A 20,772-nucleotide genomic window follows, 5' to 3' on the forward strand; every position below is an offset into this window, starting at 1 on the left:
ACATGTCCGGCCACTCCAAGTGGGCGACGACCAAGCACAAGAAGGCGGTCATCGACGCCAAACGCGGCAAGATGTTCGCCAAACTGATCAAGAACGTCGAGGTCGCCGCCCGGACCGGCGGGGGTGACCCGGCCGGCAACCCCACCCTGTACGACGCCATCCAGAAGGCGAAGAAGAGCTCCGTACCCAACGACAACATCGACCGCGCGGTCAAGCGCGGCTCCGGCCTGGAGGCCGGCGGCGCCGACTGGCAGACGATCATGTACGAGGGGTACGGGCCGAACGGTGTCGCCCTGCTCGTCGAGTGCCTGACCGACAACCGCAACCGGGCGGCGACCGAGGTGCGTACCGCGCTGACCCGTAACGGCGGGTCGCTGGCCGACGCCGGCTCGGTGTCGTACCTGTTCTCCCGCAAGGGCGTGGTGATCGTCCCCAAGGGCGAGCACTCCGAGGACGACGTCATGCTCGCGGTGCTCGACGCCGGTGCCGAGGAGGTCAACGACCTCGGCGAGGCATTCGAGGTGGTCAGCGAGCCAGGTGACCTGGTCGCGGTGCGCACCGCGTTGGTCGACGCCGGCATCGACTACGAGTCCGCCGAGTCGTCCCTGGTGCCGAGCATGAACGTGCCGCTGGACGAGGACGGTGCCCGGCGGATCTTCAAGCTGATCGACGTCCTGGAGGACTGCGACGACGTGCAGAACGTCTACGCGAACTTCGACGTCTCCGACGAAATCATGGCCGCCGTCGGCTGACCTCCTCGTCGCCTGGGATATGCACTCAGCTGCGATATATTATCGGCCGGGAGGTGTATCTCATGGCCAAGACTCTGCTGGATCTTGATGAGGACCTGCTGGCGGAAGCCACCGCCGCGCTGGGCACAGGCACGAAGCGGGAGACGGTGACAGAGGCGCTCCGGCAGGCGGTGGAGTCCAGCCGCGAGCGTCGGCGGCGGGCACTAACTGACCTCCAGGAGATTGCTGACTCCGGGGGTTTTCACTTCGATCAGCTTGACGAACTCGACCAGTGAAGTATCTGGTCGATACGAGTGCCCTGGTTCGGATGCTGCGCCGCCAGGTCGACCCGCACTGGAACGACCTGGCTGCGCGTGGCCTGATCGCGGTCTGCGATCCGGTGCTCGTGGAAGTGCTTACCATCGCGGATGCGAAGGCGTACGAACAGGCCGAACGCGGGCTACGCGACCTCTACCCCTGGGTCCCGATACCGGACGACGCCTGGCAGATCGTACGGGCCGTGCGGACTGAACTCGCCAGCCACAGCGCCCATCAAGGGGTGTCGGTGGCCGATCATCTTGTGATCGCCACCGCGATTCGTCTGAAGTTGACGGTGCTTCACCACGATGCTGACTTCGAGACTGTGGCCCGCTTCGTGCCGCAGTTGGCTCAGGAGCGGGTCGCCTGACAGCCCGCCCTAGGGTGGCACCTCCGCAGGTCGTGCCCCCCTGCGGCAGCCGTCGAACGGCCGCGAGTGGAGGGCTGGGGTACGTAATTCCGCGAGAATTACGTACCCCAGCCCTCCACTCGCTGATTCCGCTGGGCTCAGTTGGGTGCCTTGGCCAGTTCGACGAAGTGTGACCAGGCGGCCGGGTGGAAGGTCAGGGTGCCACCGTCGCGGTTTTTGGTGTCCCGGACGTGGACGCGGCCGGGAAGGTTGTCGGCGACCTCGACGCAGTTGCTGCTGCCGTTGCTGCGGGTCGACTTGCGCCAGCTCGGAGTGGTCACGTCCATGTATCCACTGCTTTCATGATCAGGTCGAGGCTCTGGTCCTGCGGCAGAGCATACTCCCGGATCGCTTCCCACTGATGCTCCAGCAGGTCCACCCCGGCGGGGTCCTCCACCACATCGCCAGCACCGGGCGCATCTCACTCCGACAGTCCGCCCGTGGGTCGTCGCCAGTTCCACCGGTCCGTCCAATCCGGCGTACGCGCCGACGTGGGCCGGGACGATGAATACGCTGATGTTGGGCCGCTCGATCGCATCGACCAGTGTGGTCAACTGTTCGTGCATGACTGTCATGCCGCCGACTGGCCGGCGAAGCACCGCGTCATCCAGGATGGCGACGACCCGGGGCGGGTTGTTGTCGCGGGTGATGATCTCCCTGCGAGCCAGCCGGGCTGCGACCGCATCGTCTGCTGCGGCACCTGATCGGGTGGTGCCGATGATCGCGCGTGCGTACGCCTCCGTCTGGAGTGGGCCGGGGATGACCGCCAACTGGAAGTAGCGAAGCGTCGTCGCCTCGCGTTCGTGGTCGAGCCATGGTCGCAACCAGATCGGTGACGAGTCCGCCACGACGTACTCCCGGTAGAAGTGGGAGAAGTTCGTGCCGAAGGCTCGATCGACAGCAGCCACGTAGTCAGGCAACACGGCCCTGATCCCGCGTTCGATCGAACTGACGTGCTGCGCTGAGAACCGGATACGTGCGCCCCACGCTTCCTACGTCAGACCCAGCATTTCGCGCGTGGGGCGCAACTCCGATATCAGATATTCGCTGGCAAACACAAGTCCCTCACGTTCCTCAATCTCCGTCACGGAATCTTCAAGTCCGTACTGCGCTATGCGGCCCCAGTAACCATCTTCCGCTCACTGCCGGGAACAGTCCAGGGTGGAAATCGACGGAAGTGCAACCCGGTCGACTCCACCCGAGGGGGTACGGATGATCAGGAACGACGGAATCGGTGGTGAAGCTCAGCCCAGGTCGGCAGAGTCCTCGGTGGCTGCCCGGTCCCCGGAGCTGTCCCGGGCGGTCCACGACGCGAACTCGACCGCCCGTACCCACATCCCCAACCGGACCACCGGGGAATGCCACCGGTGCGGCGGCGTACCCGGACCCTGCCGGCCGTTCCGGCGGGCGATCGCCATCCTGGACCGCTGGGACCCGAGTAATGCCCGGCGGATCCGCGCCGTACTGCATCTTTCCGGGTTGATGCCCGCCGGCTACCCGCACGACGGCCGTGACGAGTCCGCCGAGTCGTACGGAGCGTCGGACGATGCCTGAAGACGAAGCCCTGGTGTGCCCCGGTGATCTCGTGGCGCTGCGGCAGTGTGACCACGTGGACGCCGACCGCCCGGTCCGGCTCCGGGTTGAGGAGGTATGGCCGTCCCCCGAGTGGTTCTCGTGGGTGACGCTCTACGGTCGGGAGGTCAGCGACGACCCACGGCGGCACGGCAGCATCACCAGCGTGCGGGCGTACCGCGACGCGTTGCGCCAGCCCGGGGCGGTCACCAGGACGCCGGCCCCGGTGTGCGCGTACTGCCGCGAGCGACTCGCGGCGGCCAACCCCATCGCTTCTCCTTCCCCTCCTCGGGACCCGAGACTTCCGGGTCCCTCCTGAACGCCCCGGGGCGTCGCGCCTTAACCTCCCCGCGGCTCACCGGCTGCCGGGTACCCGGCAGCCCTCTCGGGTCGTGTACCCGTTGTCCCGGAGGGTCGACCCGGCCCGGTCGAGCATGCGCGGTCCCGCTGGACCGCCCTCCGCTCGGAGGAACGGATGGGAGATCCGGGCGGACGCCCCGGGGCCTAGCACTTGTTGAGGCTGATGCCACAGGTGCATCTTGATGCACCTGTGGCATCAAGCCGTCGGAGCACTGTTGGGTCCCGAGAGCCGGCACGGGCACAACGTGCACCTGCCGGCCGAGCGGAGAACCATCCCCTGGGAGATGTCCATGGCCGCGACGCACCTGCATCTTGATGAGGACCTGTTGGCGGAAGCCGCTGCCGCGTTGGGCACGACCACGGAGCGGGAGACGGTGACCGACGCTCTCCGGCAGGTGGTGAGAGTAAGCCGCGAACGGCGGCGACGAGCACTGGCTGACCTGCAGGAGATCGCCGCCTCCGGTGGCTTCCACCTCGACCGCCTCGGTGAACTCGACCGGTGAGACGGCTGGCCGACGCCGGTGCCCTGGTCCGGGTACCGACTCTTCGCCGGAGTGCATCCGGCGCGGCGTCCGCCAGCGAACCTCCAGCGAACGGACGTTGAATCGCTGGAGGATCGGGCCTCGTGCAGGCGGAACACACCACAGTCGGTGCGTGGCGGGCGCTGGCCCGGATCCGGTCGGCCGCCGACCGTCTCGATCCGCACCAGGTCGCCGCGATGGTCGCCGAGCTGTCCGCCGTTGGCGGTGTGGTCGCCACCTGGCAGCGGGTCTGCCTGCCGTTGCTGGCCGGGCTGCGGGGCGAGTCCGGCCCGGAGATCGCCGTCGAGCACACGCTCGCCGAGGGGATCCGGGTCGGGCTCGACCGGGTCGGGCGGGCAGCTGGCCGGCGACTGGCACCCAGTGGGGCGCTGCTCGCGGCCGTCGAACGCGAACAGCACACCCTGGCGCTGCACGCCCTCGCGGCCGGGATCCGCGAACGCGGCCACGACTGCCTGCTGCTCGGCGCCGCGCTGCCGTGGACCGCGTTGACGGACGCGGTCTGCCGCTGGCAACCGCGAACCGCCGTGGTGTGGGCCCAGACGACGGTCACCGCGCAGACCGCGCCGCTGGCCCGGCTCGGCCGGGACTTCCCGGCGCTGCGCCGCTGCGCGGCCGGGCCGGGCTGGCCGCACCCGTTGCCGCCGCAGGTGATCGCGGTCGACTCGCTGCCCGGCGCGCTGCGCGTCGCGCTCGCCGGCGGCTGACTCGCTGGCCGGCAGCCCGGTGAGCCGGACCCCCGGCGCGACAGCCCGCCCGGGGTCCGGCGCCGGTGTTAACCGCCGGCAGGACGGGTCAGGTCGTGCGTCCGGTGGCGAGGTCGTATTCGGTGTGGAAGCTCCTCGGCCCCACGACGCTGGGCTCCGGGCCGGTACAGATGGTCGCGAGCTCATCCTCGGTCATCGCCTCGCCGCGGGTGCGGAACCCACCGAGGTGATCGGGGACCTCCACCGTGCCGGTGAAGTCCACGAGGCGCCAGGTCTTGTTGGTCCACATGCCGCTCTTCAGCTTGACCAGGATGTTGCCCGAGACCTGCTGCAGCTTGGGGCTGCGGTCGAGCGCCGGAGCTTTGGTCGAGGTTGACCGACTCTTTGCCGGAGTGCATCCGGGCTGCGAGGCGAGTCGGGCGGTAACAGCACAGTCTTGCGCTGCACACCCTCGCTGCTGGGATACGCGAACGTGGCCACGACTGCCTGCCGCTCGGTGCCGCACGGTTTGACAACGTCTCCTAGCGTCACGGGGACGTCAAAGATCACCTGAGCCGGCGGCTCTCCACTGTCGTGGTTCGGGTGCGCAGACCCAGTCGCAAACAGAGCCGGAAACGAGGACAGGATGGCCAACAGGAAACTCGGTGCCGCAGTTGCCCAGATCGCCGTTCTCGGCGTTCTCGGGCTCATCGCCACAGGCTGTTCGTCGACGGAGGAGACGCCGTCGTCGAGCGTCGACGAAACAACGGCGCCATCGCAGGCCGACGAACCGGCCGACGGCGCCGATGCCGGCGGTGACACCAGCACCGCGGCGGCGGATCCACTCCCGTTCACCGAGGAACTCAACGGCCGCAGGCTCACCGTCGAATCGTTCGGTACATCCGCCGCTGCCACCTCGTTTTGGGAGGTCGGCGAGGGCAACGAGGTGCTGTACCTCCAGGTGAAGATCGAGAACGTCGACGCCGACCCCTGGGAGTCGAACGTCGTGCAGTTCTTCCTCTTCGACGAGTCGGACGAGACCTACGCACCGTCCTTCTACGACGCCGAGGTCGGGGAAGCTCCGGAAGCGGTCACCCTCGCCCCCGGTGATTCGGTCGAGGGGTACGTCCCGTTCGAGGTCCCGGCCGGCACCACCGGTCTGCGCCTGGAGTACGCGGTCGACCTGAGCCAGAACGCGGTTATCGACGTACAGCTGAACTGACGTACCGGCCGGGTGGCGCCGGTACGCGTGTCGGCTGTCCCGGCCTGCTGTTGGTTAGCTAGGGTGTCGAACACACGTACGTGTGGCGGTGGTGTCGGCTGGGGGAGGATCGGCGGTGCGGGTGCTCGGTGTCGACCCGGGGTTGACCCGGTGCGGAGTCGGCGTGGTGGAGGGCGTGCCGGGCCGGCCGTGCCGACTGGTCGCGTACCACGTGGTGCAGACCGACCCGGGCGACGACCTGCCGGACCGACTGCTGCACCTCGACGAGCGGCTGACCGCGCTGGTCGCCGAGCATCAGCCGCACAGCGTGGCGGTCGAGCGGGTGTTCAGCCAGCACAACGTGCGTACCGTGATGGGCACCGCGCAGGCCAGCGCGGTGGCCGTGCTGGCCGGCGCGCGGGCCGGGCTGCCGGTGCGGACCTACACCCCGAGTGAGGTGAAGGCGGCGGTGACCGGTTCCGGCCAGGCCGACAAGGCCCAGGTGACCGCGATGGTCACCCGGCTGCTGCGGCTGGACCGCCCGCCGCGCCCGGCGGACGCCGCCGACGCGCTCGCCCTGGCGATCTGCCACATCTGGCGAGGTGGTACGCATGACCGGCTGGCCGCCGCACAGCGGGCGGCGCGGAGCGGAGGTGCCTGATGATCGCGAGTCTGCGCGGGGTGGTGCTGGCGGTCGCGCCGGACAGCGCGGTGATCGAGGTCGGCGGGGTCGGCCTGGCGGTGCACTGCGCCCCGGGCACCTTGGCCAACCTGCGCCCCGGCAGCCCGGCCCGGCTGGCCACCAGCCTGGTGGTCCGCGAGGACTCGCTCACCCTGTACGGCTTCGCCGACGACGACGAGAAGCAACTGTTCGAGCTGCTGCAGACGGCCAGCGGGGTCGGGCCCCGGCTGGCGCAGGCGGTGCTGTCGGTGCTCACCCCGGACGCCGTGCGCAAGGCGATCGCGAATGCCGACACGGCGGCGCTCACCCGGGTGCCGGGGATCGGCAAGAAGGGCGCCGAGCGGCTGGTGCTGGAGTTGCGGGACCGGGTCGGGCCGGTGCCGGTGGGTGCCGACGGCGCGGCCGGGGTGACCGCCGGGGCCTGGCCGGAACAGGTCCGGCAGGCGTTGGTCGGGTTGGGCTGGACCGCCGGGCAGGCCGACCAGGCGGTGGCCGCAGTGGCGGAGAGCCTGGACGGCCCGCCGCCGCCGGTCCCGGTACTGCTCAAGCAGGCGATCAGGCTGTTGGGTAAGAGCCGGTGAGTGGCGACGTCGAGGGCCTGGTGTCGGCGTACGCCAGCGACGCCGAGCGCGACGCGGAGGTCAGCGTCCGGCCGCGCCGGCTGGCCGAGTTCATCGCCCAGCACCGGGTCCGCGACCAGCTGGACCTGCTGCTGCGGGGCGCGATGGGCCGGGGCGCGCCGCCGGACCACATTTTGCTCAGCGGCCCGCCGGGGCTGGGCAAGACGACGCTGGCCAACATCGTCGCCGCCGAGCTGGGCTCGGGTATCCGGGTGACCAGCGGGCCGGCGATCGAGCGCTCCGGTGACCTGGCGGCGATCCTGACCAGCCTGGCCGAGGGCGACGTGCTGTTCATCGACGAGATCCACCGGATCGCCCGGCCGGCCGAGGAGCTGCTCTACAGCGCGATGGAGGACTTCCGGGTCGACGTGGTGGTCGGCAAAGGGCCGGGCGCGACGGCGATCCCGTTGGACGTGGAGCCGTTCACCCTGGTCGGCGCGACCACCCGGGCCGGTCTGCTGACCGGGCCGATGCGGGACCGGTTCGGGTTCGTCGCGCATCTGGACTTCTACGAGTCGACCGAGCTGGAGGTGCTGCTGACCCGGTCGGCGGGGATCCTCGCGGTGCCGATCACGCCGGACGGGGCGGCGGAGATCGCCGGCCGGTCCCGGGGCACCCCGCGGATCGCCAACCGGCTGCTGCGCCGGGTCCGCGACTACGCCGAGGTACGGGCGGCCGGGGTGGTCGACCGGGAGACCGCCCGGGCGGCGTTGGCCGTGTACGACGTCGACGAGCTGGGTCTGGACCGGCTGGACCGGGCGGTGCTGACCGCGTTGATCGGCTCGTTCGGTGGCGGCCCGGTCGGGTTGTCCACCCTGGCGGTGGCGGTGGGGGAGCAGCCGGACACCGTCGAGGAGGTCTGCGAGCCGTTCCTGGTGCGGGCGGGGCTGCTGGCCCGTACCCCCCGGGGGCGGGTGGCGACCGAGGCGACCTGGCGGCATTTCGGCCGGGTGCCGCCGCCGGGCACGCTCGGCGGCCCGGCTGTGCCGGGTGTTCAGTCCCGGGCCGGTACGGCCGGCGGCGCGGTGTCCAATCTGCCGGATTTATTCGCAGATGAGGCTTAGATTATCTCGTGATCTGAACGTGATCCGTGCCGATCACGGAGTTCACAGTCACAGCGACTAGACTCGCCGCGGTCTGTACGGCACGTGAGATCCCGCCTCCGCAGAGCGTAACGGCGTCGCGAGTGGCTGACGAAAGGTTGTTGTTGTGACATTGGCGCAAGATGGCGCGGGCGGCGCCAGCTTCATGCCCATCCTGATGATCGGCCTGCTCTTTGTCGTCATGTACTTCATGATGATCCGGCCGCAGCAGAAGCGGCGCCGCGAAGCCGAGCAGATGCAGTCGTCGATCAGCGCCGGCGACGAGGTCGTCACCATCGGCGGCCTGTACGGCACCGTGTCCAGCATGGACGACGAGACGGTGATGCTCGAGGTCTCGCCCGGCGTGCACGAGCGTTACGCCCGACCGGCGATCGCCCGGGTGGTGCCGAAGACCGACGCCAGCGCGACGACCGAGTCCGCCCCGGCGGACGAGGTGCCGACCAAGGACTGAGCCACCCCGGGTCGTCAGACCCGAGTTACATCGACGATACTGATCGTTGTGTTGCCGGTCACGACCGCTCGACCAGACGGTCGCGGCTGGTACGACGACCACCCCACCGCCGCTCGCACCAGTGGCACCAACCGCTGCCGCCCGGGGCACCAGCGGCCGAACCGCGCAGGGAGACAGGACCGCCGTGGCACCACCTCAGGGACAGATGCGCCCCGGGCGGCAGCTCGCCGCACTCGGGCTCATCTTCGCCGTCCTCTACCTCATGGTGTTCTTCGCCGGAGCCAGCGGCAGCTGGCAGGACCGGCTGGAGCCCAAACTCGGCCTGGACCTGATCGGTGGCACCCGGGTCACCCTGGAGGCGACCACCGAGGACGGCAGCGCGCCGCCGGCCGCTTCGCTGGAGCGGGCCCGCGACATCATCGAGAGCCGGGTGAACAGCCTAGGCGTCTCCGAGGCCGAGGTGGTCACCGAGGGCGACCGCAACATCGTCGTCTCGCTGCCCGGCCAGAACCGCGACCTGTCCGAGATCGGCAACGCGGCTGAGCTGCGGTTCCGCAAGGTACTCAAGGCCACCGACGGCGGTGAGCCGATTCAGCCGCAGGCGTCCCCGACGCCGAGCGAGGACGCCGGCGAGGAGGGCACCGACGCGTCGCCGTCGCCCGGTGCCTCGCCCGACGCAGAGTCGTCGCCGGGCGCGGAGTCGTCGCCGGAGGCGGAGGCCGAGCAGAGCCCGGCCGCCGGCGGTGAGGGCGGCATGGCCCAGCCGGACCCGACCAGCTCCGCGAGCCCCAGCCCGGAGGCCAGCCCGAGCGCGTCCCCGACGCCCGCCGCCGACGCGGACGCCGACGGGCCGGCCGACCTCGCCGAGGTCCAGGCGAAGGTCGGCGAGGCGGCCTGGGCGGCGGCGACCGGCCTGCAGGCCCCGGCCGACTTCAGCGCCGACCCGACGCTGGCCGAGACCCTGGCCCCGTTCGGCGAGCTGACCCCGGCGGAGATCCGGGTGCTGCCGGCCGGTGTGCAGTTCAACGTGCCGTACGTGACCTGCGACAAGCTCCTGCTGCGCCAGGCCGGCTCGATCCGCGACGAGTCCCAGCAGGTCGTCGCCTGCGAGGGCCTGGTCAAGTACCTGCTGGACGAGGCGAAGGTGGTCGGCACCGACGTCAGCGACGCCAGCGGTGTGCTCGACCAGACCACCGGCCAGCCGGTGGTCAGCCTGAACTTCACCGGCTCCGGCCAGCGCGCCTGGACCGAGCTGACCCGCGAGGCGTTCAACAACACCGACCAGGAGTGCGACGCGAGCGCGCTCGGCCAGGACGGCAAGTGCCGGGTCGCGGTGGTCCTCGACAACGAGGTGATCTCCTCACCGGAGATCCAGGGCGTGCTCACCGGCGACTCGCAGATCACCGGCGACTTCACCCTCGCCACCGCCAACGAGCTGGCCGGAAACCTGCGCTACGGTGCGCTGCCGCTGACCTTCGAGGCGCAGGAGGCGCAGAGCATCTCCGCCACCCTGGGCACCGAGCACCTGCGCGCCGGGCTGCTCGCCGCCGGCATCGGCATGCTGCTGGTCGCGATCTACTCGTTCTTCTACTACCGGCTGCTCGGCATCGTGATCTTCCTCAGCCTGATCCTGTCGGCGCTGCTGGTCTTCGGCGCGATGGTGGTGCTCGGCCGGCAGATCGGCTTCACCCTCACCCTCGCCGGCATCGCCGGTCTGATCGTCTCGCTCGGTGTGGCGGCCGACTCGTTCGTGCTGTACTTCGAACGCCTCAAGGACGAGATACGCGAGGGTCGAAGTCCCCGCAGCGCCGTACCCCGGGCCTGGCTGCGGGCCCGGCGGACGATCATCTCGGCCAACGCCATCACCCTGATGGCCGCCGTGGTGCTCTACATCGTCTCGGTCGGTACGGTGAAGGGCTTCGCCTTCGCTCTCGGCCTCGCCACCGTCCTCGACCTGGTCGTGGTGTTCCTGTTCCGGCACCCGATCATGTCGATGCTGGCCCGGACCAAGGCGTTCCTGTCGCCCCGGGTCAGCGGCCTCGGCCGCGCGGTGAAGACCGAGGACGAGACCCCGATCCGCAACCCGCGCGTCAAGGAGGCCTGAGATGAGCAGCGGATTCGCTGGCCGCCTCTACCGGGGCGAGGCCAATCTCCCGATCATCAAGCGGCGCAACACCTGGTTCGCGATCGCTGCAGTCCTTCTCGTGCTGGCGATCGCCAGCGTCGCGATCCGGGGCTTCAACCTCGGCATCGACTTCCGGGGCGGCAACGAGTTCCAGGTGCCGTCGAGCGTCGGCACCCTGCTGGAGGCCGAGGACGCCCTCGACGCCGAGCTCGCCGAGCTGGACACCGCCGAGCCGCTCGAGGTGGTCTCCGGCCAGGAGGTCGGCGGCACCACCTACCTGTTCCGCACCGCCGAGCTCACCTCCGAGCAGACCGAAGCGTTCAAGCAGGGTCTCGCCGAGCGGCTCGGCATCGAGCAGTCGGCGATCAGCGACAGCCGGGTCAGCGGTGCCTGGGGTGGCCAGGTCACCCAGCGGGCGCTGCTCGGTCTGCTGGTCTTCATGGTGCTGGTCACCGTCTACCTGGTGCTGCGCTTCGAGGCGCGGATGGCGATCGCGGCGGTCGCCGGCCTGGTGATCGACCTGCTGCTGACCGCCGGCATCTACTCGGCGTCCGGCTTCGAGGTCACCCCGTCGACGATCATCGGCTTCCTGACCATCCTCGGCTTCGCCCTCTACGACGTCGTGGTGGTCTTCGACAAGATCCAGGAGAACACCCGGGGCGTCACCGGCGGCAGCAGCCAGACGTACGGCGAGGCCGCCAACCTTGCGGTCAACCAGACCCTGATGCGGTCGATCAACACGTCGATCGTCGCGTTGCTGCCGGTCGGCGGGCTGCTGTTCATCGGGGCCGGTCTGCTCGGCGCCGGCACGCTCAAGGACCTCGGCCTGGTGCTCTTCGTCGGTATGGGCGCGGCCTTCTTCGTGTCGATCTTCGTTTCCTCGCCGCTGGTGACGGTGCTCAAGGAGCAGGAGCCGAAGTACAAGCTGCACACCCAGCGGGTGCAGGCCAAGCGGTCCTCCCTGGCGGAGCGGGACAAGGCACCGAAGCGGTCGCGTACCAGCGCCGGTGCCTCGACCACGGCGTCGGCCGACGAGCCGGCCGACGCCGAGCCCGCGGCGGACGCCGCCCTGGCCGGCGCAGCCCCGAAGGCCGGTGCCCGGCCGGCCGGCAAGCGCCAGTCCGGCGGCGGTCGCGGCGGCCGACCCGGCGGCGGGGGCCGTAAGCGCCCCAGCGGCGCGAAGCGTCGCTGACGATTCCCTCGGTGGTGTTCCGGAGGCACTGTCGCCGCCGGAACACCACCGGTCCCATCCGGCACGGAAAGGGCGCAAGGTGACGGAAACCGAGGCAGTGCTCGTCGGGGACAGTGGGGCCGAGACGGCCGCGTTGGTGGCGAGTCGGGTCATCGACGTACCGGACTTCCCCAAACCTGGCATCGTCTTCAAGGACCTGATGCCGCTGTTCGCCGATGGGCCGGCGTTCCGGGAGATCACCGACCGGATCATCGCCCACCACGGAGCGGACTCCTTCGACGTGGTCGCCGGCATCGAGGCGCGGGGGTTCGTGCTGGCAGCGGCGATCGCGTACGCCACCGGCACCGGGGTGGTCCCGGTCCGCAAGGCCGGCAAGCTGCCCCGGGCATCGTTCTCCGCCTCGTACGCGTTGGAGTACGGCGAGGCGGTCCTGGAGGTGCATCAGGACGCCTTCACCGCCGGTCAGCGGGTCCTGGTGGTCGACGACGTGCTGGCGACCGGCGGCACCGCCGCCGCTACCCTGGACCTGGTCGACCGGGCCGGTGGCACGGTGGTGGGCTTCACCGTCCTGCTGGAGCTGGGTTTCCTCGCCGGGCGGGACCGGCTCGCGCCACGGTCGGTGCACGCCGTGTGGCGGGTGTGAGCCGGCCGACCGAGCAGCTCGGCCGCCGGGCACAGCACCGTCCGGACGGGTAATATTGCGGTCCCTGTCAGTCAGGGGCGCTGTCTCCTGGCTAGCGCGGTAGCAGCTCAGCCCGATACGGTCGGCTGAGTTCCGGCAGAGGTGAGGGAGGCCGGTGTCCCCCGACGTCGTCGCTCCTTCCATGGAGGGCACTGTGCATCCGACTGGCGAGGTCAACCCCACTGCGGGCGTGACCAACGACGAGGCACCCAGCTCTGCCGTCAATTCGGGCGGCCCCGACGTCGCTGGTGAGCGCGGCGCGGCAGCTGCGGCGGCGAACGGCGCGGCGGCGAACGGCGCGGGGTCCCCGGCGGCGAATGGTGCGGGCGATCACCCCGGCGCGGCAGCGGCCGGCAACGGTTTCGGCTTCAACGGTGCGCCGACCGGGCGTCGGGTACGGGCCCGGCTGGCCCGGTTCAACGCCCCCTGGCAGGCGCCGCACATCCCCGAGGTGCTGGAACCGCTGATCGCCACCCATCAGCAGAGCCATCCGAAGGCCGATCCGCGGGTGCTGCAGCGCGCCTTCGAGATGGCCTCCAAGTGGCACTCCGGGCAGTACCGCAAATCCGGCGATCCGTACATCACGCATCCGTTGGCGGTTGCCACCATCCTCGCCAATCTCGGCATGGACACCACGACGCTGGTCGCCGCGCTGCTGCATGACACGATCGAGGACACCGATTACACCCTGGACGAGATGCGCGCCGACTTCGGCGGTGAGGTGTCGCTGCTGGTCGACGGGGTCACCAAGCTCGACCGGGTGAAGCTGGGCGATGCGGCCAAGGCCGAGACCATCCGCAAGATGGTGGTGGCGATGGCGAAGGACCCCCGGGTCCTGGTGATCAAGCTCGCCGACCGGCTGCACAACATGCGGACGCTGACCTTCCTGCCCAAGGCGAAGCAGGAGCAGAAGGCCAAGGAGACCCTGGAGATCCTGGCGCCGCTGGCCCACCGGCTCGGTATGAACACCGTCAAGTGGGAGCTGGAGGATCTGGCCTTCGGCACGCTGTTCCCGAAACGGTACGAGGAGATCAACCGGCTGATCGGGGAACACCAGCCGCAACGCGACACCCAGCTGCGCAAGGTGACCCAGAAGGTGCAGGTCGACCTGCGCGCCGCGAAGATCAGGGCGGAGGTCACCGGCCGGCCGAAGCACCTCTACTCGATCTACCAGAAGATGATCGTCCGGGGGCGGGACTTCAACGACATCTACGACCTGGTCGGCGTACGCATCCTGGTCGACACGGTCCGCGACTGCTACGCGGCGCTCGGCGTGATCCACGCGAACTGGCAGCCGGTTCCCGGCCGGTTCAAGGACTACATCGCGATGCCGAAGTTCAACATGTACCAGTCGCTGCACACCACGGTGATCGGACCCACCGGCAAGCCGGTGGAGATGCAGATCCGCACGTACGCGATGCACCGCACCGCCGAGTTCGGCATCGCTGCGCACTGGAAGTACAAGGAGCAGAAGGGCGCCACCGTCGTCGGCCCGCCGGCGCACATCGACGAGATGACCTGGCTGCGGCAACTGCTCGACTGGCAGCGGGAGGCGAGCGATCCGAGCGAGTTCCTCGACGCGCTGCGGTTCGACCTGTCCAGCCAGGAGGTCTACGTCTTCACCCCCAAGGGCGACGTGATCCCGCTGCCCACCAGCTCCACGCCGGTCGACTTCGCCTACGCCGTGCACACCGAGGTGGGGCACAAGTGCATCGGGGCGCGGGTCAACGGCAAGCTGGTGCCGTTGGAGTCGACGCTGTCCAACGGCGACGTCATCGAGATCTTCACCTCAAAGTCGGCGACCGCCGGCCCGACCCAGGACTGGCTGGGCTTCGTCAAGAGCCCTCGGGCCCGCACCAAGATCCGGCAGTACTTCAACAAGGAACGCCGCGAGGAGGCGATCGAGACCGGCAAGGACGCGATCGCCAAGGCGATGCGCAAGCAGGGCATGCCGTTGCAACGGATGCTCACCACGGACTCGCTGATGGCGATCGCCCGCGACCTGCACCTGGCCGACGTCGCCGCGCTGTACGCGGCGGTGGGCGACAGCCAGGTGTCCGCGCAGTCGGTGGTGCAGCGGCTGATGGTCAGCCTCGGCGGCGAGGAAGGGGCCGCCGAGGACCTGGCCGAGTCGGCCGTCGCGACCCGCCCGCCCCGGGCGCGGCACAACGGCGCCGACCCCGGCGTGGTGGTACGCGGTGTCACCGACGTCTGGATCAAACTGGCCCGCTGCTGCACCCCGGTCCCGCCGGATACGGTGTTCGGCTTCGTCACCCGGTCCGGCGGCGTCAGCGTGCACCGCGACGACTGCTTCAACGCGGCCGAGCTCAAGGTGCAACAGGAACGGCTGGTCGAGGTCACCTGGAAGTTGACCTCGGCGTCGACGTTCCTCGTCGCCATCCAGGTTGAGGCGCTCGACCGGCACAAGCTGCTGGCCGACGTGACCAGGGTGCTCTCCGAGGAACGGGTGAACATCCTCTCGGCGACCGTGACCACCACCCGGGACCGGGTGGCGGTCAGCCGCTTCTCGTTCGAGATGGCCGACCCGAAGCACCTCGGCCATCTGCTCAACGCGGTCCGCAAGGTCGACGGCGTCTTCGACGCCTACCGGGTCACCTCCGGCACCTGACAACAATGCGCCAGGGCATCGGGTGATGCCCTGGCGCACTGGTACCGGCTGAGCGGGCTCGGCGGCGCTGCCGGCCGCCGAGCCCAGGTTGACTACTGCGGCTCGCTCACCGTCAGCGAGTTGATCAGGATGTCGTTGTTGGGGTGGCCGCCGCCGGGGGACGGGTCGAACGCGCCGTCGTGACCGGCCTCGGTGGCCTCCTGGATGACGTCGAGGCCCTCGGTGACCCGGCCGAGCACCGTGTAGTCCGGGCTGAGCTCGACGTCCTGGTAGATGAAGAAGAACTGGCTGCCGTTGGTGTCCGGGCCGCTGTTGGCCATCGCCACCACCCCGGCCGGGTAGGCGGGCCGGTCGTCGACCGGCAGGTTCTCGTTGGCGAACTGGTAGCCGGGCCCGCCGGTGCCGTCGGTGTCCCGGTAGCCTTCGCCGCTGGCGCTCGGGTCACCGCACTGCAGCATGCCGGGGAACATCCGGTGGCACTTGGTGTTGTCCCAGAACTGCTGGCTGGCCAGGTGGCTGAAGCTGGCCGCCGTGCACGGCACCTCGGACAGGTCCATCTCCACCTGGATCTCTCCAAAGTTGGTGTCCAGGGTCATCACCTGGGTGCCGGTGTCCGGCGGTGTGGTGGTCGGCGGCACGCCGACGTCCACGGTCGTCTCACGGCGCTGCTCGGCGGGGATCTCGTTCCACACGCAGGTCACGCCGGCGTCGGCACCGTCGGCCTGGGGCGTGGTCTCGCTCTCGTCGTCCCCGAGGCTGGCGACCAGCCACACCGTGCCCGCGGCCACGAGCAGCAGGGCGACGCCGGCACCGATGCTGGCCTGCAACTGGCGGCGCTTGCGGGCCGCCTCGGCGCGCTGGGCCATCTCCTTTTCGAGGCGGGCCCGAGCCGCGGCACGCTGCCGCTCCCTGGTCGACGTCACGGTGGATCCTCCTGGATTCGGGTTGTCTGGTCTGGTCAGGACTGGCCGGCGGTGCCGTCGGTGCCCTCCGCGTCCGGCTCGGTGGCCGACGGGTCGGTGGTGGCCGGTGCCGAGGTGCTCGGGTCGGTCGACGGGGTCGCCTCGGTCTCGTCGGCCCCGATCGGCTCGCCGACGGTCAGGCTCTGGATGACCACGTCGGTCTCCGGCTTCACCTGGGCGCCGGCGGCGTTGTTCACCAGTGGGAGAGCGCCGATCGCCTCGACCGTTTCCATCCCCGAGGTCACCTTCCCGATGATCGGGTACGAGGGGAACTCGGTGGTGTAGTCCTCGAAGAAGATCTTGAACTGGCTGCCGTTGGTGCCCTGCGGCACGCCGACCGCGGCGACCGTACCGGCCGGGTAGAGCGGCGGATGGTCGGCCAGCGCCTCCGTCGGGTCGGCCGACGGGTCCAGCTGCGGCGAGACCGGCACGTTCTCGCTGAAGTACGAGTACGTCGGCCCGCCCTGTCCGGTGCCGGTCGGGTCGCCGCACAGGATCGCGCCCTCGTCGGTGATCTCGTGGCAGGTCGTGTCGTCGAAGAAGTTGCGGCTGGCCAGGTGGGCGAAGTTGGCGGCGGCGCAGGGCGCGGCGGCCAGGTCGAGCTCGACGGTGATCGGCTCACCCTGGTTGGTGGTGATCGTCATCGGCTGGACCCCCCGGTGCGGCGGGTCGGTGGTCTCCGGCATGCCGACGTCGGTGAGGTTGCTGTTGGCGGCCGTGTCCTGCGGGGTCCAGGTGCAGATGCCGGCGGCCTCCGGGGTCTCCGGTTCGCCCTCGAAGGCGCCGAGCGCCCAGGCCGAGCCGCCGGCGATGAGCAGCAGCGCGAGGCCGGCGCCCACGCCGGCGCGGATCCGCCGCTTGCGCCGGGCCGCGGCGGCACGCCGGGCCATCTGCCGGTCGAGCTTCGCCCGCGCCAATTTGCGCTGCCGGTCCCTGCTGGAGGCCACCCGCGCTCCCCTTTCCTGATCGTCCCTGCGCCGTGCGGCGGGTCGGTACGTGTCCTGCGGAGGGCGTGCCGGACCCGGGCGCCATTGCGGTGCGCCACGCCACACGCCCGCAAGAGTGTACGGGTATCGGCTGGGAAAATGTTGTACGAGGTCCGCTCCGTATCCAATCGGAGATCATCGCTGCCGTCACGGCCTGGGCAGGGCCGGCGGGTGTGCCCTGGCGGCCCGGCGTGTCATGGCGGCTAGGCTCGACGAGGAGACGATTCCGGCGGCCCGCGCGGGCCGGCCTACCGAGAGGAGAGGCGTGCTCATCACCGGCTTCCCGGCGCAGGCGTTCGGCACCAACTGCTACGTGGTGGCCGCCGGGCCGGGTGAGCAGTGCGTCGTCGTCGATCCCGGCATCGGGGTGCTCGACCAGCTGGACCAGGTGCTGGCCGAGCACCGGCTGCATCCGGCGGCGGTGCTGCTCACCCACGGCCATGTTGACCACACCTTCTCGGTCGCGCCGGTCTGTGGGGCGCGTGGCATCACCGCGTACGTGCATCCGGGCGACCGGGAGTTGCTGGCCGACCCGGCGAAGGGCCTGTCGGCGGACCTGGCGGCGATGTTCGGCGGCCGGCTGCCGTACAGCGAACCGGACGACGTGGCCGAGCTGACCGACGGTGCCACGCTGGTGCTCGCCGGGTTGGAGATCACTGTCGACCACGCCCCCGGTCACACCGGAGGCTCGGTGCTGTTCCGACTGCCCGGCGCCGGCTCGCCCTGGGAGGCCGAGCAGGTCTGCCTCTCCGGTGACGTGCTGTTCGCCGGCTCGATCGGCCGTACCGATCTGCCCGGCGGCAGCATGCCGACGATGTTGACCAGCCTGCGCGACAAGGTCCTGCCGTTGGCCGACGACACCGTGGTGCTGCCCGGCCACGGCCCGGCCACCACCATCGGCCGGGAGCGCATGAGCAACCCCTATCTCCAGGAGGTCGCCCGCGCGGCCGCGCCCCACCTGCACGAGGCCGCCGGCGGCTGCACCGCCGCCCCGGCCCGACGTACCGGACTGTGACAAGGACACCTTGATGAGCAAGCCCAGGCCGATCTCCGGCTTCCCGGAGTGGTCGCCCCCGCAGCGGATGATCGAGCAGTACGTCATCGACCGGCTGCGGCACACCTTCGAGCTGTACGGGTTCGCGCCGCTGGAGACCCGCGCGGTGGAGCCGCTGGACCAGCTGCTGCGCAAGGGGGAGACCTCGAAGGAGGTCTACCTGCTGCGCCGGCTGCAGGCCGATCCGGACGCGCAGGCCGGTGACGACGCCCTCGGGCTGCACTTCGACCTGACCGTGCCGTTCGCCCGCTACGTGCTGGAGAACGCCGGCAAACTGCAGTTCCCGTTCCGCCGCTACCAGATCCAGAAGGTGTGGCGCGGCGAACGGCCACAGGAAGGGCGCTACCGCGAGTTCCTGCAGGCCGACATCGACATCGTCGACCGCGACGAGCTGGCCCCGCACCACGAGGCCGAGCTGCCGCTTGTCATCGGCGACGCGCTGGCCAGCCTGCCGATCCCGCCGGTGCGGATCCAGGTGAACAACCGCAAGGTCTGCGAGGGCTTCTACCGGGGGATCGGGCTGACCGACCCGGACGCGGCGCTGCGGGCGATCGACAAACTGGACAAGGTCGGCCCGCAGCGGGTGGCCGAGCTGCTGGCCGAGACGGCCGGTGCGAGCGACAGCCAGGCCAAGGCCTGCCTGTCGCTGGCGGAGATCTCCGCGCCGGACGTCTCGGTCGCCGACGCGGTACGCGGCCTCGGCGTCGAGCACCCGTTGCTCGATGAAGGGCTCACCGAGCTGGTCGCGGTGCTGGAGACGGCGGCCGCGCACGCGCCCGGCCTGTGCGTCGCCGACCTGCGCATCGCCCGGGGTCTGGACTACTACACCGGCACGGTCTACGAGACCCAGCTGCAGGGGTACGAGCGGTTCGGCTCGATCTGCTCGGGTGGCCGCTACGACGATCTCGCCTCGGCCGGGGCGGACCGCTTCCCTGGCGTGGGCATCTCGATCGGGGTGTCCCGGCTGCTGGGGCTGCTGTTCGGCGCCGACGCGCTGGCCATCTCCCGGCCGGTGCCGACCTGCGTACTGGTGGCGCTGCCGGCCGAGTCCGACCGGCCGGCCGGCAACCGGGTGGCCGACGCGCTGCGTCGGCGGGGGATCGCCGCGGAGGTGTCGCCGTCGGCGGCCAAGTTCGGCAAGCAGATCCGGTACGCGCAGCGCCGTGACATCCCGTACGTCTGGTTCCTCGGGGTCGACGGTGAGTCGGACAGCGTCAAGGACATCCGTTCGGGGGATCAGGTGTCGGCAGCTGCGGACGCCTGGTCACCGCCGTCAGCGGACCTCCGACCGGTGGTGACCGGCCGGTCGACATAGCGGACATACGGCGGTGATAGCCGCAAGATCGTCGGGGAGAGTGGCGGTGCGGCGCGACATAACCTACGGTTGCGTAAGTTACGCAGTCGTAGGTTACCCCCGGTAGGGAGAACGTCGTTGACCGTCGCCACCACCACCCCGATGTCCCAGACCGCGCTGCTCGTCGAGCTCGAACCGGTGGTCGCCGAGAACCTCGACCGACACCTCGGCCTGGCCAAGGAGTGGTTTCCCCACGAGTACGTGCCGTGGAGCGACGGGCGGACCTTCGACGGCCTGCTCGGCGGTGAACCGTGGTCGCCGGAGGACACGCAGATTCCGGACGTCGCCCGTACCGCTCTGATCGTCAACCTGCTCACCGAGGACAACCTGCCCTCGTACCACCGCGAGATCGCCACCCTGTTCGGTCGCGACGGCGCCTGGGGCACCTGGGTGCACCGGTGGACCGCCGAGGAGGGTCGGCACGGCATCGCCATCCGGGACTACCTCACCGTCACCCGGGCGGTGGATCCGGTCGCGCTGGAGCGGGCCCGGATGGTGCACATGTCCAACGGGTACGCCAACCAGCACGACGACGAGGTGCTGCACTCGCTGGCGTACGTGTCGTTCCAGGAGCTGGCCACCCGGATCTCGCACCGCAACACCGGCCGGGCCACCGGTGACCCGCTCTGTGAGCGGCTGCTGGCCCGGGTCGCCGCCGACGAGAACCTGCACATGATGTTCTACCGCAACCTGCTCGGCGCGGCGTTCGAACTGGCGCCGAGTCAGGCGATGCGGGCGGTGGCGGACGTGGTCGCCGACTTCCAGATGCCGGGCGTGGGCATCGAGGGTTTCGCCCGAAAGTCGGTGGCGATCGCCATGGCCGGCATCTACGACCTGCGGCAGCACCGCGACGAGGTGCTTGCGCCGGTGCTGCGCCAGTGGGACATCTGGAACGTCACCGGGCTGGACGCCGACGGCGAGGCGGCCCGGGACCAGATCGCCGCGCAGATGACCCAACTGGACACCACGGCGTCCCGATTCGAGGCCCGGCGGGAGGAGCGGCGCGCCCGCGGCCGGTGAGTCCTGTCGCGGCACTTCGCGAACGATGAGATACGGGTCCCGTGGCTGGTCGGCCACGGGACCTTCGTCGTGTGTGGCCCGTCCACCGTGTCCGTC

The 20,772-nt window shown here is 70.2% G+C and carries 24 protein-coding genes; 19 read left to right on the forward strand and 5 right to left on the reverse strand.

Features of this window, described 5'->3' with window-relative positions:
• Positions 1-2 precede the first annotated feature (2 nt).
• The 3 genes from O7629_RS08940 (at position 3) to O7629_RS08950 (ending at position 1,419) form a co-directional block, all read left to right on the forward strand.
• Positions 3-752: a YebC/PmpR family DNA-binding transcriptional regulator gene (locus O7629_RS08940; RefSeq protein WP_123601103.1), complete on the forward strand. Its 750-nt coding sequence runs from the start codon at positions 3-5 to the stop codon at positions 750-752.
• Positions 753-814: 62 nt separating this feature from the next.
• Positions 815-1,027: a type II toxin-antitoxin system VapB family antitoxin gene (locus O7629_RS08945; RefSeq protein ID WP_278168596.1), complete on the forward strand. Its 213-nt coding sequence runs from the start codon at positions 815-817 to the stop codon at positions 1,025-1,027.
• Positions 1,024-1,419: a PIN domain-containing protein gene (locus O7629_RS08950; protein WP_123601104.1), complete on the forward strand. Its 396-nt coding sequence runs from the start codon at positions 1,024-1,026 to the stop codon at positions 1,417-1,419. The genes O7629_RS08945 and O7629_RS08950 overlap by 4 nt, the downstream gene beginning before the upstream one ends.
• 137 nt (positions 1,420-1,556) lie before the next feature.
• On the opposite strand, the gene O7629_RS08955 is transcribed toward O7629_RS08950, so the two are convergent.
• Positions 1,557-1,739 carry a DUF397 domain-containing protein gene (locus O7629_RS08955; RefSeq protein ID WP_278168597.1) on the reverse strand — a complete coding sequence of 61 codons (183 nt, stop codon included), beginning with the start codon at positions 1,737-1,739 and terminating at the stop codon, positions 1,557-1,559.
• A gap of 159 nt (positions 1,740-1,898) precedes the next feature.
• Between O7629_RS08955 and O7629_RS08960 the strand changes: the two genes are divergently transcribed.
• A complete protein-coding gene (locus O7629_RS08960) occupies positions 1,899-2,162 on the forward strand; it encodes a hypothetical protein (protein WP_278168598.1) in 264 nt (87 codons plus the stop codon).
• Between the two features lie 508 nt (positions 2,163-2,670).
• Positions 2,671-3,012, forward strand: a complete 342-nt coding sequence (locus tag O7629_RS08965; RefSeq protein ID WP_278168599.1) for a hypothetical protein — start codon at positions 2,671-2,673, stop codon at positions 3,010-3,012.
• A 132-nt stretch (positions 3,013-3,144) separates the two neighbouring features.
• Here the strand turns inward: O7629_RS08965 and O7629_RS08970 are convergent, their stop codons facing one another.
• Positions 3,145-3,300, reverse strand: coding sequence for a hypothetical protein (locus tag O7629_RS08970; RefSeq protein WP_278168601.1), 156 nt, complete (start codon positions 3,298-3,300; stop codon positions 3,145-3,147).
• 305 nt (positions 3,301-3,605) lie between these two features.
• On the opposite strand from O7629_RS08970, the gene O7629_RS08975 reads away from it, so the two are divergent.
• The gene (locus O7629_RS08975) at positions 3,606-3,893 is read left to right on the forward strand and encodes a type II toxin-antitoxin system VapB family antitoxin (protein WP_278168602.1); all 288 of its coding nucleotides are present in this window, start codon (positions 3,606-3,608) and stop codon (positions 3,891-3,893) included.
• 122 nt (positions 3,894-4,015) lie between these two features.
• The gene (locus O7629_RS08980) at positions 4,016-4,636 is read left to right on the forward strand and encodes a transcriptional regulator (RefSeq protein WP_278168603.1); all 621 of its coding nucleotides are present in this window, start codon (positions 4,016-4,018) and stop codon (positions 4,634-4,636) included.
• 88 nt (positions 4,637-4,724) lie between these two features.
• Here the strand turns inward: O7629_RS08980 and O7629_RS08985 are convergent, their stop codons facing one another.
• Complete coding sequence (locus O7629_RS08985; protein ID WP_278168605.1) at positions 4,725-5,141, reverse strand: hypothetical protein; 417 nt, start codon at positions 5,139-5,141, stop codon at positions 4,725-4,727.
• A 120-nt stretch (positions 5,142-5,261) separates the two neighbouring features.
• Here O7629_RS08985 and O7629_RS08990 point away from each other — a divergent pair, with 120 nt between their 5' ends.
• From O7629_RS08990 to O7629_RS09030, 9 genes are all read left to right on the forward strand, one after another.
• Entirely contained in the window at positions 5,262-5,837 is a 576-nt protein-coding gene (locus O7629_RS08990) for a DUF4352 domain-containing protein (RefSeq protein ID WP_278168607.1), read from the forward strand.
• A gap of 115 nt (positions 5,838-5,952) precedes the next feature.
• The gene (gene ruvC / locus O7629_RS08995) at positions 5,953-6,477 is read left to right on the forward strand and encodes a crossover junction endodeoxyribonuclease RuvC (RefSeq protein ID WP_278168609.1); all 525 of its coding nucleotides are present in this window, start codon (positions 5,953-5,955) and stop codon (positions 6,475-6,477) included.
• Positions 6,477-7,079 (forward strand): Holliday junction branch migration protein RuvA, encoded by a 603-nt coding sequence (ruvA, locus tag O7629_RS09000; RefSeq protein WP_278168611.1) that lies wholly within the window; start codon positions 6,477-6,479, stop codon positions 7,077-7,079. Before ruvC ends, ruvA begins: the two co-directional genes overlap by 1 nt.
• A complete protein-coding gene (gene ruvB / locus O7629_RS09005; RefSeq protein WP_278168612.1) occupies positions 7,076-8,182 on the forward strand; it encodes a Holliday junction branch migration DNA helicase RuvB in 1,107 nt (368 codons plus the stop codon). Before ruvA ends, ruvB begins: the two co-directional genes overlap by 4 nt.
• 184 nt (positions 8,183-8,366) lie before the next feature.
• Entirely contained in the window at positions 8,367-8,672 is a 306-nt protein-coding gene (gene yajC, locus O7629_RS09010; protein ID WP_278174464.1) for a preprotein translocase subunit YajC, read from the forward strand.
• Between the two features lie 184 nt (positions 8,673-8,856).
• The gene (secD, locus tag O7629_RS09015) at positions 8,857-10,776 is read left to right on the forward strand and encodes a protein translocase subunit SecD (protein WP_278168613.1); all 1,920 of its coding nucleotides are present in this window, start codon (positions 8,857-8,859) and stop codon (positions 10,774-10,776) included.
• A 1-nt stretch (position 10,777) separates the two neighbouring features.
• Positions 10,778-11,989 carry a protein translocase subunit SecF gene (gene secF, locus O7629_RS09020; protein WP_278168614.1) on the forward strand — a complete coding sequence of 404 codons (1,212 nt, stop codon included), beginning with the start codon at positions 10,778-10,780 and terminating at the stop codon, positions 11,987-11,989.
• Between the two features lie 79 nt (positions 11,990-12,068).
• Positions 12,069-12,632: an adenine phosphoribosyltransferase gene (locus O7629_RS09025; RefSeq protein ID WP_278168616.1), complete on the forward strand. Its 564-nt coding sequence runs from the start codon at positions 12,069-12,071 to the stop codon at positions 12,630-12,632.
• 154 nt (positions 12,633-12,786) lie between these two features.
• Complete coding sequence (locus tag O7629_RS09030; protein ID WP_278168618.1) at positions 12,787-15,300, forward strand: bifunctional (p)ppGpp synthetase/guanosine-3',5'-bis(diphosphate) 3'-pyrophosphohydrolase; 2,514 nt, start codon at positions 12,787-12,789, stop codon at positions 15,298-15,300.
• Positions 15,301-15,392: 92 nt separating this feature from the next.
• Here the strand turns inward: O7629_RS09030 and O7629_RS09035 are convergent, their stop codons facing one another.
• Together O7629_RS09035 and O7629_RS09040 are read right to left on the reverse strand one after the other, a co-directional pair.
• On the reverse strand, positions 15,393-16,223 hold the full coding sequence (locus O7629_RS09035) for a peptidylprolyl isomerase (protein WP_278168620.1): 831 nt from the start codon (positions 16,221-16,223) through the stop codon (positions 15,393-15,395).
• 35 nt (positions 16,224-16,258) lie between these two features.
• A complete protein-coding gene (locus O7629_RS09040; protein ID WP_278168623.1) occupies positions 16,259-17,209 on the reverse strand; it encodes a peptidylprolyl isomerase in 951 nt (316 codons plus the stop codon).
• A 304-nt stretch (positions 17,210-17,513) separates the two neighbouring features.
• Between O7629_RS09040 and O7629_RS09045 the strand changes: the two genes are divergently transcribed.
• The 3 genes from O7629_RS09045 to O7629_RS09055 all read left to right on the forward strand — a co-directional run bounded on the left by O7629_RS09045 (position 17,514) and on the right by O7629_RS09055 (position 20,676).
• Positions 17,514-18,263, forward strand: a complete 750-nt coding sequence (locus O7629_RS09045; protein WP_278168625.1) for an MBL fold metallo-hydrolase — start codon at positions 17,514-17,516, stop codon at positions 18,261-18,263.
• Between the two features lie 13 nt (positions 18,264-18,276).
• Positions 18,277-19,617, forward strand: a complete 1,341-nt coding sequence (hisS, locus tag O7629_RS09050; RefSeq protein WP_278168626.1) for a histidine--tRNA ligase — start codon at positions 18,277-18,279, stop codon at positions 19,615-19,617.
• A gap of 141 nt (positions 19,618-19,758) precedes the next feature.
• Positions 19,759-20,676, forward strand: coding sequence for an acyl-ACP desaturase (locus tag O7629_RS09055; RefSeq protein WP_278174465.1), 918 nt, complete (start codon positions 19,759-19,761; stop codon positions 20,674-20,676).
• Positions 20,677-20,772: the final 96 nt, after the last annotated feature.

This window comes from Solwaraspora sp. WMMD792, from assembly GCF_029626105.1.
Lineage (GTDB): Bacteria > Actinomycetota > Actinomycetes > Mycobacteriales > Micromonosporaceae > Micromonospora_E.

Bases quoted from the DNA above. Each gene is read 5' to 3' on its own strand.
- O7629_RS08940 (WP_123601103.1), top strand. From the start codon at position 3: ATGTCCGGCCACTCCAAGTGGGCGACGACCAAGCACAAGAAGGCGGTC.
- yajC (WP_278174464.1), top strand. From the start codon at position 8,367: ATGCCCATCCTGATGATCGGCCTGCTCTTTGTCGTCATGTACTTCATG.
- O7629_RS09055 (WP_278174465.1), top strand. From the start codon at position 19,759: ATGTCCCAGACCGCGCTGCTCGTCGAGCTCGAACCGGTGGTCGCCGAG.
- O7629_RS08970 (WP_278168601.1), bottom strand. From the start codon at position 3,300: ATGGGGTTGGCCGCCGCGAGTCGCTCGCGGCAGTACGCGCACACCGGG.
- O7629_RS08945 (WP_278168596.1), top strand. From the start codon at position 815: ATGGCCAAGACTCTGCTGGATCTTGATGAGGACCTGCTGGCGGAAGCC.
- secF (WP_278168614.1), top strand. From the start codon at position 10,778: ATGAGCAGCGGATTCGCTGGCCGCCTCTACCGGGGCGAGGCCAATCTC.
- ruvA (WP_278168611.1), top strand. From the start codon at position 6,477: ATGATCGCGAGTCTGCGCGGGGTGGTGCTGGCGGTCGCGCCGGACAGC.
- O7629_RS08965 (WP_278168599.1), top strand. From the start codon at position 2,671: ATGATCAGGAACGACGGAATCGGTGGTGAAGCTCAGCCCAGGTCGGCA.
- hisS (WP_278168626.1), top strand. From the start codon at position 18,277: ATGAGCAAGCCCAGGCCGATCTCCGGCTTCCCGGAGTGGTCGCCCCCG.
- O7629_RS08990 (WP_278168607.1), top strand. From the start codon at position 5,262: ATGGCCAACAGGAAACTCGGTGCCGCAGTTGCCCAGATCGCCGTTCTC.